Origin of the sequence: Streptomyces kanamyceticus, from assembly GCF_008704495.1 — a bacterium.
GTDB lineage: Bacteria > Actinomycetota > Actinomycetes > Streptomycetales > Streptomycetaceae > Streptomyces > Streptomyces kanamyceticus.
The window spans coordinates 5,530,608-5,544,151 of sequence record NZ_CP023699.1; the positions used below are offsets into that span (position 1 = coordinate 5,530,608).

Here is a 13,544-nt window from a genome sequence, read left to right on the forward strand (position 1 = left end):
AGTCTCGCGCGTCACCCGTGAGAGGTCTAGTCCACTTCGGGTGTTTGAGGGAGGTCGAAGGTCCTTTTCGGTGCCGGTGTCCCGATTGCCGGGCAACCGTGCCGCCGGACCTGGGGCCCTTGTGGACGCCGTTGCAGAAGTGATACTCGGGTGGTGTAGACCTTGTGTCCGGACTCGGGGGAAACTCGCAGTTCAAGTGCATTGAGGCAATGAGGGTGGGAACAGCTGTGCAGCGGCGCGTGACAGGACTGACCGCGGCGGTGGCCGTACTCGGCATGGCGGGCGTGCTCGCGGGCTGCGGCGGCCCCGGCGACTCCGGCGACGTCACCCTCAAGCTGGTGGCCGCCGACTACGGCGACTCCGCGGCGAACAGCTCCCAGAAGTACTGGGACAAGGTCGTCAAGGGCTTCGAGGCCGAGAACCCCGGCATCAAGGTCGACGTCACCGTCAGTTCCTGGAACGACGTGGACCGCGAGGTCAAGGACATGGTCAAGAAGGGCGACGCCCCCGACCTGGCGCAGATCGGCGCGTACGCCGACTACGCCGCGCAGGGCAAGCTCTACGAGGCCGACGAGCTCCTCTCCATCGCCACCCAGGCCGACTTCCTCGCCCCGCTCGCACAGGCGGGCGAGGTCAAGCGCATCCAGTACGGCATGCCCTTCGCCGCCTCCACGCGCCTGCTCTTCTACAACACCAAGCTCTTCAAGGACGCCAACCTCACCCCGCCGCAGAGCTGGACCGAGCTGCAGGCCGACGCCAAGGCGCTCAAGGCGCGCGGCGTGAAGATCCCCTACGCGCTGCCGCTCGGCTCCGAGGAGGCGCCCGCCGAGACGCTGATGTGGCTGCTCAGCGGCGGCGGCGGGTACACCGACAACGTCGGCTCGTACGCCATCGACTCCAAGCAGAACGCCAAGACGTTCGCCTGGCTGCGCGACGAGCTCGTCGGCAAGGGCCTGACCGGGCCCACGGCGCCCGGCGAGATGAACCGCGCCGACGCCTTCGCCGCCTTCGCGCGCGGCGACGTCGGCATGCTCAACGGCCACCCCACGCTGATGAAGATGGCGGCCAAGAAGGGCGTGAAGTTCGGCATGGTGCCCGCGCCGGGCATCAACGGCAAGGCGCAGGCCACGATGGGCGTCGCCGACTGGATGATGGCGTTCAAGCAGAACGGTCACCGCAAGGAGACCGGCAAGTTCCTCGACTACGTCTACAGCAAGAAGAACGTGCTCGACTTCTCCAACGAGTACGACATCCTGCCCGTGACGAACTCCGCGTCCGACGCGATGGCCGAGGACCGCGGCGACACCGAGCTCGGCAAGTTCCTCAAGGAACTGCCCACCTCGCAGCTCTACCCGGTCGGCAAGACGTCCTGGGCGCAGGTCTCCGCCGACGTCAAGAAGGACATCGGCAAGACCGTAGAGAAGAACGGCAACCCCCAGTCGGTCCTCACCAGGATCCAGAACCGGGCGGCGGCCGAGGAGAGCGCCGAATAACGTGTCGGGCATGACGGACGAGGAGCGGCACACGGACGAGGAGCGGCGCGAAGAGCCGGGGCTCTCCGCGCGCGACCGTGCCGTCCTCGCCCTCGAACGGCGCTCCTGGACCGGACCCGGCGCCAAGGAGCGCGCCATCCGCGAGGAGCTCGGCATGGTGCCCGTGCGCTATTACCAGCTCCTGAACGCCCTCCTGGACGACGCCCGCGCGCTCGCCCACGACCCGATTACGGTCAATCGGCTGCGCCGGGTGCGGGAGTCACGGCGCGCGGAGCGCTGACGCCGTTAGGGTCGGGCCCATGGGTGACCCTACGTACTCCCCGCCGGACCCCGCAGAGCTGCCCGAGCCCGTGACGCCCGCCGGGCGCGAAGGCCTCGCCGCACTGCTCGCGCACCCCGAACGGGCCGTCGTGGCCCTGGACTTCGACGGCACGCTCGCCCCGATCGTGCCCGACCCCGAGCAGGCCCGCGCCCACCCGGACGCCGTGCCCGCGCTCGCCGCGCTCGCCCCGCGGGTGCGCTCCGTCGCGGTGGTCACCGGGCGCCCCGCGGGCGTCGCCGTGCGCTACGGCGGCTTCGCGGGCGTGCCGGGCCTGGACCGCCTCGTCGTCCTCGGGCACTACGGCGCCGAGCGCTGGGACGCCGTCACCGGCACGGTGCGCGCCGCCGCGCCGCACCCCGGAGTCGCCGCGGTGCGCGCCGAACTCCCCGGCTTCCTCGACGCGATCGGCGCCTGGCGCGGCACGTGGATCGAGGAGAAGGGGCGCGCGGTGGCCGTCCACACGCGCCGCGCGCAGGACCCGGAGGCGGCCTTCGAAGCGCTGCGCGAACCGCTCGCCGAGCTGGCGGACCGGCACGGCCTCATCGTCGAACCGGGGCGCCTCGTCCTGGAGTTGAGGCCCCCCGGCATGGACAAGGGCGTCGCACTCGCCGCCTACCTGCGCGAGGTCGGCGCCGAATCCGTCCTCTACGCGGGCGACGACCTCGGCGACCTGCCCGCCTTCGGCGCCGTCGAGAAACTCCGCTCGGACGGCGTCGCGGGCCTGCTCGTGTGCAGCGGCAGCGCGGAGGTCAAGGAACTCGCCGGGCGGGCCGACCTGGTGGTGGACGGGCCGCCCGGAGTGGTGCGCCTGCTGTCGTCGATCGCCGCTCAACTCGCCTGATCGGCACCGATGTTGGGCGGGTCCGGGATCGGGTTGCCGAAGTAGTCGCGGGTGGTCCCGTCGGCGACCGGAGTCCCCGCGCCCCGCGCCGGTGAACCATCCTTCAGCCGTACGTCCCCGGGGGCGCGCGGCGCGCCGGAGACGAAGCGCGGATCGGCGTTGACGGCCTTCGGGTCGCGGGGCTGCGAGGTGTTCCAGTACAGGTTGCCCTCGTAGGTGCTGACGGTGTCCTTGATGGGGGACCCCGACCCGGTGGGCGCGCCCACGAAGACGTTGTCGCTGAACGTGACCCCGGTCGGCCCGTTGTTGGAGACGAGCGCGGTGTCCGAGCGGTTGGTGACGACCGTGTTCCGGTAGATCCGCGTGTCCGTGGCCGCCCCGCACACCACCGAGATCACGGCGTACGGGGACGTCGTGTTGCGGTCGTTGACGCTGATGTTGTCGTGGATCCGGTTGCCGTCGCTGACCTTGCCCTCGCCGTTGCAGACGAGCAGGAAGCCGCCCTCGTTGTCGTGGCTGTAGTTGTAGCGGTAGGTGTTGCGGACGTTGCCGCCGTCGATGTCGTACGCCATCGAGTCCCGCGTCCCGTGCCCGCCGGTCACCTCGTTGTACTGGTAGAGAGCGTCCTCGGACTCCCAGGCCCACACGCCCGCGTTGTATCCGGCGGAGCGCGTGTTGAAGCCGTCGACGTAGTTGTGCTCGACGCGCGCCTTGCTCGTCTCGTGGATGACGATGCCGTCGCCGCCCACGTCGTACGCCTTGTTGCGCTCGAACCGCACGCCGGTCGCGAACTTCCCGGGCCCTTCCCACGTCGACATGATGCCGATGCCCGTGCGGTCCACGTGGCGCACGGTGGAGTCCGTCACGCGCACCCCGGCGAACCGGGTGGGCTTCGCCGAGCCCTGGACGACGAAGAGGATGCCGCCCGAGGGGTCCGGGTCCTTGAAGTCGGCGCCGTTCACGTCGCGCACGTCCACGCCGTCGACGACGAAGTGGTCGGCCGTGCCGTAATCCGTGAGCTGGACGTACAGGCCCGCGCGGCGCTCCGTGGTGGTGGCGGGTCCGGTGTTGGAGAGCTCCAGGTTGCGGATCTCCCACTGCTCGGTGTTCACCAAGTGCAGTGCGGCGCGGGCGCCTTGGCCCTCGATGTGCGGCTTGGCCGCGCGCTTGTTCCCGTACGCGTCGATCCGCACGGGGGCGCCGGCCGCACCCGCACCTTTGGGAGCCAGCACCCCCGTGCAGCTTGTGCCCCGCTTCAGCAGGAGCCGGTCACCGGGCCCGAAGGCGTGCCCGCTCGCCTTGGCCACGCTGCGCCAGGCCGCATTCGCGGAGGTGCCGGACGCGGTGTCGTCGCCCTTGGCGCAGTCGACGTAGTAGGCGGTGCCTGCGGCCGCGGCTGCGGGCGGGGTGAGTCCTGCCGTTGCCGCGGCGAGGGCGGTGAGGAGCACGATGCTCGTGCGGCGCGGGGTCATGGGGGGAACGTAGTGATGGCTGCCGTGCCGGGCCCATGGACAAACGCGGGGCGCGCTTGGACTCCCGGTGGCCGCCTCTGTGCGGGTGCGCCCGGCGTCCGTCTCTTCGCCGCTCCGCGGCGGCTTCCCACCCGCCCACCTGATACTCCGCGCCGGGCCCTCGGCTTAGGGCCCTCACAGCGCTTCGAGCTGGTCCAGGAACCACTGCGCGGGCGGCAGCGCCGTCGCCGCCGCCGCGAGGCGCTTCGTGCGTTCCGCGCGCTCGTCCAGGGACATCGTCAGGCCCGCGTGCAGCGCCTCCGCCGTCGCCGTGATGTCGTAGGGGTTCACCGGCAGCGCGTCCTCGCCCAGTTCCTCGTACGCCCCCGCCTCCCTGGACAGGACGAGCGCGCAGCCCTCGTCGGAGACCACGGGGACCTCCTTGGCGACGAGGTTCATGCCGTCGCGGATGGGGTTGACCAGGGCCACGTCCGCGAGGCGGTAGGCCGCCAGCGAGCGGGCGAAGTCGTCCTTGACGTGCAGCACCACCGGGGTCCAACCGGCCGTCCCGTACGTGGAGTTGATGTCCGCGGCGACCCGGGAGACCTCCGCCGTGTAGTCGCGGTAGACCGCCAGGTCCTGCCGGGACGGGTAGGCGAAGGCGACGTGCACGACCCGCTCGCGCCACTCGGGGTGGGCGTCGAGGAGTTCCCGGTAGGCGAGCAGGCCCCGCACGATGTTCTTGGACAGCTCGGTGCGGTCCACCCGGACGATCAGCTTGCGGCCCTCGCCCGCCTGTTCCCGCAGCGCCCGCATCCGCTCCTCGACGTCGTCGCGGTGCGAGCGCTCGCGCAGGAAGTCCGCGTCGGCGCCGAGCCCGTGCACCCCGATCCTGGTGCCCGACGTGCCGCCGACCACGCGCACACAGCACTCCGTGAAGGCGTCGGCCCACCGCCCGGTGAGGAAGCCGAGCCGGTCGGCGCCGAGCATGCCCCGGAGCAGCTGCTCGGCCACGTCGTCCGGCAGCATCCGGAAGTAGTCGGCGGGCGCCCACGGTGTGTGCGAGAAGTGGCCGATCCGCAGGTCGTCGCGGAGTTCGCGGAGCATGCCGGGGACCAGGGCCAGGTGGTAGTCCTGCACGAGGACCGTGGCTCCGGGGCCCGCCTCGTCGGCAAGCGCCTCGGCGAAGGCGCGGTTGTAGGTCTCGTAGGCCGCCCACTGCCTGCGGAACTCCGGCCCGAAGACCGGTTCGAGCGGCGTCTGGTAGAGCAGGTGGTGGACGAACCAGAGGACGGAGTTGGCGATGCCGTTGTAGGCGTCCGCGTGGACGTCCGCGTCGATGTCCAGCATCCGTACGCCGGGTTCGCCGACGCCGCGCCGCACGGCCTCCCTGTCCCCCTCGCCGAGCGCCGAACAGACCCACAGGGAGTCCGCCCGGTCGCCGATGGCGCTGAGCCCGGAGACCAGGCCGCCGCCGCCCCGGCGCGCGGTCAGCTCACCGTCCTCGCCCGCCGCGTACGAGACGGGGCCGCGGTTGGACGCGACGAGTACCTGCGCTGCTGATGCCGATCGGGACGCGGAGACCATGTGGCAGAACGTAGCCCGTGCCGCGAACACTCAAACGTACGGCGGCCGGACTCCCGGTGAGGGGGAGTCCGGCCGTCGTGGGGCAGGTCGGGTGGCGGATCAGCCGCGCCGCCCCTTGACCGCGGCGAGCGCAAGGACGCCGAGCCCGCACAGCGCGGCCGCGACGCCGCCGTAGAGCATCGCCGACGAGTCACCGCCGGTCTTCGCGAGCTGCGCGTCCTGGTGGCCGCCAGGGGCCCCCGGCCGCTGGGGCTCCTGCGGCGCGGCCCTGCCCTGCACCCGCTGGGCGAGGATCGCCGTGGTGCACGGGTCGTCGCCGCCGCGCGTCGACTTCGAGCAGTTGCTGCCGGGCGCCGTCACCGTGATGACGGTGACCTGGCCGGGCGTGCAGGACACCTTCACCTTCTGGGTGATGGTGACCTTGCCCTTGGCGGGGACGTTGCCCTGCCACACGTACGTGCCGCCCCGCTTGGTGACCTTGCCCGCGCTGGCGACGGGCGCGGTGCCGGGCCGCACGGGCCAGGACGCGGTGGCACCGATGCGAGGGGAGCGCGACGCGTTCGTCACGGTGATCGTGTTGGTGGTCGAGCCGCACGCGGGGACGACCCGCCGGGCGGGGGAGCTGCCCACCACGACCGGCGGTTCGGGGTAGGCGATGACCGGCTCGGAGGCGCAGTTCGGGTCGGTGCTGCCCTTGTCGCAGTTGGAGCGCGGCGTCTGGACGTCGACGTTGTTGAGCAGCTTGCCGTCGCCGCTGACCGGGTCGTGGACGGTGACCGAGTAGGTGACGGTCGCGGTCTGGCCGGGACCGATGTCACCGACGTAGCTGATCCTCGGCTTCTTGTACGAGACGCTGCCGATGGAGGCTTTGGCGTCGTGGTTGTACGTCGCGTCGTCGAGGTTGCCGGACAGGTCGTCGCTGAACCTGGCGCCCGGGTAGGGCAGTTTGCTGATGTTCTTCGCCTTGATGGTGTAGGTCAGCTTGTCGCCGGGATCGACCCTGGTGGGCGACGCGGTCTTGGTGACCTCCAGGTCGGGCACCGGCACGGAGAGCGCCAGCTGCGAGGGGACGTAGACGTCGCCGGTGCTGGTGAACGTCAGCTTCGCCGAGGTGGCGCCGACGGGGATCGCGCGGTCGGGCACCTCGAACGCCTTGGCGTCGATGCTCAGGTTGTTGCGGTACTTGGGATTGACCGAACCGTCGTCCTCGCTGATGAAGAAGTTGTCGGATCTGCCGGTGTGCGACTCGGCGACGGGTCTGCCGTCGACCAGGAACTGGTCGCCCTTGGTGTTCCAGTCGCCCTCGTACGCCGTGACGCTGGCGTGGATGTCGCCCTCGGTGCGGTAGAAGCCGTCGACCGGGACGGTGGTGGAGGCGCCCGCAGCGGCCCGTGCCCTGGTCGAGCGCTGGATGACGTGGCCGCCCCAGAGGTAGACGTTGCGGCGGTCGGGCGCGTACTGCTCGTTGGGTCCGTCGTACTTGTAGACGACGGTCAGCGACCAGCCGCCGACGCAGCCCTGCCCGGTCGGCGCCCACACGTTGCCGACGGCCACCTCGACGGGGCTGCCGGTGGTGGCGCCCTGGAAGGCGTCGGTGACGTCGGCCTCGGCGGTGTAGTAGTGCGGGCCCTGGGTGGCGTTCGGGGTGCGGACCGCGTTCTGGACGCTCACCGTGTTCTCCGCGCCGCCGTCGACCCGGATGACCGGGGCCGTGGTGAGCGGGTCGCCGGGGGCCGGGTCCACGGGCTCGTTGCCCTCGCGGTTGAGGTCGCAGATGTCGCGCACGGTGTTGCCGAAGCGGTGGGTGCCCGCGTTGCCGCCCCAGAACAGCCGCGCGTAGTCGACCGTCGCGCCCGGCGGGACGGTGACCTGGCCGGTGCTGGAGTCGAAGGTGCCGGTGAGGCCCGCGGTGTCGATGCGGCGCTCGATGAAGTTGTTGTTGTTCTTGGTGCCCTTGGCCTGCTGGGTCTCCTTGCAGGCGGCGGCCACGTCGGCCGGGCTCGTCGGGCAGTCGAGGACCGTGTTGCCGATGGTCTTGAAGTCGCCGTACAGCGATTCGTCGTAGCGCTTGGCGAAGGGCTCGACGACCTCCGCGGCGGCGGGCGCCGCGGTCGCGGTGAGCACCCCGGCGGCGACGGTGGCGGCGGCGAGCGTCAGCGCGCCCGCCCGCCGGACGGCTTTCCCTGCATGTCTGACATGTCTGACCCACATAAATGGGCAATGTAGGCAAAACGCATGATCAGCCGTGGTTACGCCACGCGACGATGTGCATACTCGGCGATATCGGACATAGGGGGGCGTTCCTCGGTGTCCACCGGATACGTCCTCGGCTCGAACCCGTGCTCGCCCCGGACGAACTGCGTCAGCTCCGGGCGTCCGAGATGGCCGCGCGCGAGCCGCAGCTGCGCGGTCCGGTAGATCGCCGCCGCCATCCGGCCCAGCGCCTGCCCGTCCTGGTGCCGGTGCTTGCGCACCCCGACGTCGACCTGCGCGAGCGCGTCCAGGCCCACCGTGTGCAGCGCGTCGACGAGCAGACCGAGCTCCACGCCGTACCCGACGGGGAACGGCAGCCGTTCGAGCAGGGACCTGCGGGCCGCGTACTCGCCGCCCAGCGGCTGGACGAAGCCCGCCAGCTGGGGCCAGTGCATGTTCAGGAGCGGCCGCGCCATCAGCTCGGTCACCCGGCCGCCCTGCCCCGCGGCCGCGCCCAGCGGACGGTCGTACATCGCCTTCACGAAGTGCACGTCGGGGTCGGTCAGGAGCGGGCCCACGATCCCCGAGACGAAGTCCGCGGAGAACTCCCGCAGGTCCGCGTCGACGAACGCCACGACGTCACCGTGCGTCGCCAGGAGCGAGCGCCACAGCACCTCGCCCTTGCCCGGCACGGCCGGGATGCGCGGCAGGATCTCGTCCCGGTGCACGACCCGGGCGCCCGCCTTCCGCGCGACCTCCGCCGTACGGTCACCGGAGCCGGAGTCGATCACCACGAGCTCGTCGACGAGCGGAGTCCGCGCCATCAGCTCCCGCCGGATCACCTCGACGATCCCGCCGACCGTCGCCTCCTCGTCGAGCGCGGGAAGGACGACGCTCACCGAGGTGCCCGACGCGCGTTTCGCGGCGAGCAGACGCTCCGGTGAACGGTCGGCGACGGACCAGGAACGCCTGCTCAGCCAGCGCTCGACTTCTTGCAGCACGGTCGACGGCTCCTCACTGCCACGCCGCGGCAGCGGCACATTGTTACCTTCGTCTCGCGGTACGGACGACTATCTCAAGGGTCCGGGGCTTCGGTTACAGTCTTGAACAACGCCGGTGACCATCGCATGTCGGGGTCACCGCCCCGTTGAGATCAACAACTGAAACCCACAATCGAATACCGCTCATCCAGAGGGGCAGAGGGATACGGCCCGTTGAAGCCCCGGCAACCATCCCGCCGACCGCGCACGCGAGGTCTCGGTGGGGAAGGTGCCAATTCCGTCTCGCGGCGAGATGCGTCGCGAGGAAGATGAGGAGAAAGGGCCTCGCCTCCATGGCTGTGCAGACCGTCGCCACCGAAAGCACCACCACCCCCGTAGACCTCGGCCCCGCATCGGGCCTTGCGTGCCGGGAGTGCGGCACCAAGTTCCCGCTCGGACCGATCTTCGCCTGCGTCGAGTGTTTCGGACCCCTCGAAGTCGCCTACGACCTGCCGCTCGGTGACCCCGAAGCCCTCCGCGCCCGCATCGAGGCGGGCCCCGCCAACATCTGGCGCTACGCCCCGCTCCTGCCCGTCCCCGCCGACGTGGCCGACAAGCCGAACCTCAACCCCGGCTGGACCAAGCTCGTCAAGGCCGACAACCTCGCCGCCGAACTCGGCGTCGAACAGGGCAAGTTGTTCGTCAAGGACGACTCGGGCAACCCGACCCACTCCTTCAAGGACCGCGTCGTCGCGCAGGCGCTCGAAGCGGCGCGCGCCTTCGGCTTCACCACCCTGTCGTGCTCCTCCACCGGCAACCTCGCCGGTGCCGTCGGCGCCGCCGCGGCCCGCGCGGGCTTCCGCTCCTGCGTGTTCATCCCGCACGACCTGGAGCAGGGCAAGGTCGTCATGGCCGCGGTCTACGGCGGCGAGCTCGTCGGCATCGAGGGCAACTACGACGACGTGAACCGCTTCTGCTCCGAGCTCATCGGCGACCCGCTCGGCGAGGGCTGGGGCTTCGTCAACGTCAACCTGCGGCCGTACTACGGAGAGGGCTCCAAGACCCTCGCGTACGAGATCTGCGAGCAGCTCGGCTGGGTCCTGCCCGACCAGCTGGTCATCCCGATCGCCTCGGGCTCGCAGCTCACGAAGATCGACAAGGGCCTGAAGGAGCTCATCGCGCTCGGCCTGGTCGAGGACAAGCCCTACAAGATCTTCGGCGCGCAGGCGGAGGGGTGCTCCCCGGTGTCCGCGGCGTTCAAGGCGGGCCACGACGTCGTACGCCCGCAGAAGCCGAACACCATCGCCAAGTCGCTCGCCATCGGCAACCCGGCGGACGGGCCCTACGTGCTCGACATCGCGCGGCGCACGGGCGGTGCGGTGGAGGACGTGAACGACGAGCAGGTCGTCGACGCGATTGAGCTGCTCGCTCGGAGTGAGGGGATCTTCGCGGAGACCGCCGGGGGCGTGACGGTCGGTGTCACCAAGAAGTTGGTCGAGGCAGGGCTCATCGATCCTTCGCTCACCACGGTGGTGCTGAACACCGGGGACGGGCTGAAGACTCTCGACGCGGTCGCCGAGAGGTCTCAGGCGACCGCCACGATCAAGCCGAGCCTCGATGCGTTTCGCTCCGCGGGTCTGTCCGGCTGACCTTCCCCGCGGGTCGGCTGTGGCTGGTCGCGCAGTTCCCCGCGCCCCTTTCAGGGGCGCCCTCCCTTCGTACCGCTGAGGTGAATCCCATGAGCGTCAACGTCCGCATCCCCACCATTCTCCGCACTTACACCTCCGGCCAGGCGGAGGTCGCCGCCGAGGGGGCCACGCTGGGTGAGGTCATCGCCGATCTGGAGAAGAACCACACCGGCATCGCCGCCCGCGTCCTGGACGACCAGGGCAAGCTGCGTCGTTTCGTGAATGTCTATGTGAACGACGACGACGTCCGTTTCGAGCAGGGTCTGGAGACCGCCACTCCGGACGGTGCCGGTGTCTCGATCATTCCGGCGGTGGCCGGAGGCTGAGCTTCCGCAGGCAAGAGCACGCAGCGTCATCCGAATTGCCCCCTCCGCGAGAGAAACGGAGGGGGCAATTCTGCATGGTTGAGCGCGGTACAGTTGGGAACAGTGCTTCGCCGTTAGTGCCGAGCGCATATACGAAGTCGGCCCGGAGCCGACAAGAAGTAGCCAAAGCGTGCAGTCCATTTGGGTCCTTTGCGGCATTTGCCCGGCCCGACTTGCCCTGAACTCCGGCAAATTCTCCAGATATTTCCGATCGTACGTGCCCAGAATTCTCGTCCGATTGACCTGTTGCAGACGGCAGTTGGACAGATACATTCAGCGGCGGTCGACGCGTTCCGGCGCACACCTCCCATCTCCAATGGGTGGTGGAGGTCTGACCCGGGTCCGCGAAGTGCGGTCCTGTGCAAGGGCCAGTAATAGGGGAGTTAGGCATGGCTCAGGGCACCGTCAAGTGGTTCAACGCGGAGAAGGGGTACGGCTTCATCGCGGTCGACGGTGGTGCGGATGTTTTCGTCCACTACAGCGCGATCCAGATGGACGGGTACCGCACCCTTGAAGAAGGTCAGCGAGTCGAATTCGAGATCTCGCAGGGCCAGAAGGGTCCGCAGGCGGACATGGTCAAACTCGCCGTCTAGCTCGGCGCGACCGACCACCGAAGCAAGCATCGCGAGGGGCTCGTATCCCGACAGGGATACGGGCCCCTCGTGTGTGCCGTGCGGGCCCGGGGGTCCCTCGTACGTCCGGATCTCACGGGAGCACCTTGCACTCGTAGGGGTCGAGTGCTAATCATTGGGCTTAGCACTCTCCGCGTGAGAGTGACAGAACTTGGATCGGGTCGGTGAGGCTCGCGGGCCGGGTGGGGCAAGGAACCACAAGGGCTGCAGGCCGTCCGTCGCGGGCACCAGCACGGTCCGTTTGCATTTCCACCCCGTCCGGGAGGACCACTTCACATGGCCAAGATCATCGCGTTCGACGAGGAGGCACGGCGCGGCCTCGAGCGCGGCATGAACCAGCTCGCCGACGCCGTCAAGGTGACCCTGGGCCCCAAGGGTCGCAACGTCGTCCTCGAGAAGAAGTGGGGCGCCCCCACGATCACCAACGATGGTGTCTCCATCGCCAAGGAGATCGAGCTCGAGGACCCGTACGAGAAGATCGGCGCCGAGCTGGTCAAGGAGGTCGCGAAGAAGACGGACGACGTCGCCGGTGACGGCACGACGACCGCGACCGTCCTGGCCCAGGCGCTGGTCCGCGAGGGCCTTCGCAACGTGGCCGCCGGTGCCAACCCGATGGCCCTCAAGCGCGGCATCGAGAAGGCCGTCGAGGCCGTCTCGGGCGCCCTCCTCGAGCAGGCCAAGGACGTGGAGACCAAGGAGCAGATCGCTTCGACGGCCTCCATCTCCGCCGCCGACACCCAGATCGGCGAGCTCATCGCCGAGGCGATGGACAAGGTCGGCAAGGAAGGCGTCATCACCGTCGAGGAGTCGCAGACCTTCGGGCTCGAGCTTGAGCTCACCGAGGGCATGCGCTTCGACAAGGGCTACATCTCGGCGTACTTCGCCACCGACATGGAGCGTATGGAGGCGTCGCTCGACGACCCGTACATCCTGATCGTCAACTCCAAGATCTCCAACGTGAAGGACCTCCTTCCGCTGCTGGAGAAGGTCATGCAGTCGGGCAAGCCGCTGCTGATCATCGCGGAGGACGTCGAGGGCGAGGCGCTGTCGACGCTCGTCGTCAACAAGATCCGTGGCACCTTCAAGTCCGTCGCCGTCAAGGCCCCGGGCTTCGGTGACCGCCGCAAGGCCATGCTCGGCGACATCGCCATCCTCACCGGTGGCACCGTCATCTCCGAGGAGGTCGGCCTCAAGCTGGAGAACGCCGGTCTCGACCTGCTCGGCCGCGCCCGCAAGGTCGTCATCACCAAGGACGAGACGACCATCGTCGACGGCTCCGGTGAGAGCGACCAGGTCCAGGGCCGCGTCAACCAGATCCGCGCCGAGATCGAGAACTCGGACAGCGACTACGACCGCGAGAAGCTGCAGGAGCGCCTGGCGAAGCTCGCCGGCGGTGTTGCGGTCATCAAGGCCGGTGCCGCGACCGAGGTCGAGCTCAAGGAGCGCAAGCACCGCATCGAGGACGCCGTTCGCAACGCGAAGGCCGCCGTCGAAGAGGGCATCGTCGCCGGTGGTGGCGTGGCCCTCATCCAGGCCGCCGCCGTCTTCGAGAAGCTTGAGCTCGAAGGTGACGAGGCCACCGGTGCCGCCGCTGTGAAGCTGGCCCTGGAGGCCCCGCTGAAGCAGATCGCCGTCAACGCCGGCCTCGAGGGTGGCGTCGTCGTCGAGAAGGTGCGCAACCTGACCGTCGGCCACGGCCTGAACGCCGCGACCGGTGAGTACGTCGACATGATCGCCGAGGGCATCCTCGACCCGGCGAAGGTGACGCGCTCCGCCCTGCAGAACGCCGCCTCCATCGCCGCGCTGTTCCTCACCACCGAGGCCGTCATCGCCGACAAGCCGGAGAAGGCGGGCGCTGCCCCGGCCGGCGGCGGCATGCCGGGCGGTGACATGGACTTCTGATCCCTCGCGGATCGGCTGTCCTGAGCGCTTAGCTCGTACGAAGGGGCGGCACTCTCCTCACGGAGGGTGTCGCCCCTTCGGCATGCCCGT

11 protein-coding genes and 1 riboswitch are annotated in these 13,544 nt (G+C 69.7%); of the genes, 7 read left to right on the top strand and 4 right to left on the bottom strand.

What is annotated here, in order from left to right:
* Positions 1-227: 227 nt before the first annotated feature.
* From CP970_RS23775 to otsB, 3 genes are read left to right on the top strand one after another with little or no spacing between them, the layout of a single operon-like run.
* Positions 228-1,493 (top strand): ABC transporter substrate-binding protein, encoded by a 1,266-nt coding sequence (locus CP970_RS23775; protein ID WP_450261630.1) that lies wholly within the window; start codon positions 228-230, stop codon positions 1,491-1,493.
* A gap of 10 nt (positions 1,494-1,503) precedes the next feature.
* Entirely contained in the window at positions 1,504-1,773 is a 270-nt protein-coding gene (locus CP970_RS23780; RefSeq protein WP_055551618.1) for a DUF3263 domain-containing protein, read from the top strand.
* 19 nt (positions 1,774-1,792) lie between these two features.
* Positions 1,793-2,656, top strand: coding sequence for a trehalose-phosphatase (otsB, locus tag CP970_RS23785; protein WP_055551565.1), 864 nt, complete (start codon positions 1,793-1,795; stop codon positions 2,654-2,656).
* Here the strand turns inward: otsB and CP970_RS23790 are convergent.
* The 4 genes from CP970_RS23790 to CP970_RS23805 form a co-directional block, all read right to left on the bottom strand.
* Positions 2,644-4,128 carry a right-handed parallel beta-helix repeat-containing protein gene (locus CP970_RS23790; protein WP_055551563.1) on the bottom strand — a complete coding sequence of 495 codons (1,485 nt, stop codon included), beginning with the start codon at positions 4,126-4,128 and terminating at the stop codon, positions 2,644-2,646. The two genes, otsB and CP970_RS23790, sit on opposite strands and share 13 nt — an antisense overlap.
* 174 nt (positions 4,129-4,302) lie before the next feature.
* Positions 4,303-5,694, bottom strand: a complete 1,392-nt coding sequence (locus tag CP970_RS23795) for an alpha,alpha-trehalose-phosphate synthase (UDP-forming) (protein ID WP_055551561.1) — start codon at positions 5,692-5,694, stop codon at positions 4,303-4,305.
* A 99-nt stretch (positions 5,695-5,793) separates the two neighbouring features.
* Positions 5,794-7,905 carry a DUF7927 domain-containing protein gene (locus tag CP970_RS23800; protein ID WP_055551559.1) on the bottom strand — a complete coding sequence of 704 codons (2,112 nt, stop codon included), beginning with the start codon at positions 7,903-7,905 and terminating at the stop codon, positions 5,794-5,796.
* Between the two features lie 38 nt (positions 7,906-7,943).
* A complete protein-coding gene (locus CP970_RS23805) occupies positions 7,944-8,888 on the bottom strand; it encodes a glucosyl-3-phosphoglycerate synthase (RefSeq protein ID WP_055551556.1) in 945 nt (314 codons plus the stop codon).
* Between the two features lie 180 nt (positions 8,889-9,068).
* A riboswitch (SAM riboswitch) is annotated at positions 9,069-9,203 on the top strand.
* On the opposite strand from CP970_RS23805, the gene thrC reads away from it, so the two are divergent.
* The 4 genes from thrC to groL all read left to right on the top strand — a co-directional run bounded on the left by thrC (position 9,197) and on the right by groL (position 13,454).
* Positions 9,197-10,516, top strand: a complete 1,320-nt coding sequence (gene thrC / locus CP970_RS23810; RefSeq protein WP_079043778.1) for a threonine synthase — start codon at positions 9,197-9,199, stop codon at positions 10,514-10,516. Its footprint overlaps the riboswitch before it by 7 nt.
* An 89-nt stretch (positions 10,517-10,605) precedes the next feature.
* Positions 10,606-10,881 carry a MoaD/ThiS family protein gene (locus tag CP970_RS23815; protein ID WP_055551552.1) on the top strand — a complete coding sequence of 92 codons (276 nt, stop codon included), beginning with the start codon at positions 10,606-10,608 and terminating at the stop codon, positions 10,879-10,881.
* A gap of 428 nt (positions 10,882-11,309) precedes the next feature.
* Positions 11,310-11,513, top strand: coding sequence for a cold-shock protein (locus tag CP970_RS23820; protein ID WP_005315736.1), 204 nt, complete (start codon positions 11,310-11,312; stop codon positions 11,511-11,513).
* A 315-nt stretch (positions 11,514-11,828) separates the two neighbouring features.
* Complete coding sequence (groL, locus tag CP970_RS23825) at positions 11,829-13,454, top strand: chaperonin GroEL (protein WP_055551550.1); 1,626 nt, start codon at positions 11,829-11,831, stop codon at positions 13,452-13,454.
* The last annotated feature ends 90 nt before the right edge of the window (positions 13,455-13,544 follow it).

Bases quoted from the DNA above. Each gene is read 5' to 3' on its own strand.
- CP970_RS23815 (WP_055551552.1), top strand. From the start codon at position 10,606: ATGAGCGTCAACGTCCGCATCCCCACCATTCTCCGCACTTACACCTCC.
- CP970_RS23800 (WP_055551559.1), bottom strand. From the start codon at position 7,905: ATGTGGGTCAGACATGTCAGACATGCAGGGAAAGCCGTCCGGCGGGCG.
- thrC (WP_079043778.1), top strand. From the start codon at position 9,197: ATGAGGAGAAAGGGCCTCGCCTCCATGGCTGTGCAGACCGTCGCCACC.
- otsB (WP_055551565.1), top strand. From the start codon at position 1,793: ATGGGTGACCCTACGTACTCCCCGCCGGACCCCGCAGAGCTGCCCGAG.
- groL (WP_055551550.1), top strand. From the start codon at position 11,829: ATGGCCAAGATCATCGCGTTCGACGAGGAGGCACGGCGCGGCCTCGAG.
- CP970_RS23780 (WP_055551618.1), top strand. From the start codon at position 1,504: ATGACGGACGAGGAGCGGCACACGGACGAGGAGCGGCGCGAAGAGCCG.
- CP970_RS23795 (WP_055551561.1), bottom strand. From the start codon at position 5,694: ATGGTCTCCGCGTCCCGATCGGCATCAGCAGCGCAGGTACTCGTCGCG.
- CP970_RS23820 (WP_005315736.1), top strand. From the start codon at position 11,310: ATGGCTCAGGGCACCGTCAAGTGGTTCAACGCGGAGAAGGGGTACGGC.
- CP970_RS23790 (WP_055551563.1), bottom strand. From the start codon at position 4,128: ATGACCCCGCGCCGCACGAGCATCGTGCTCCTCACCGCCCTCGCCGCG.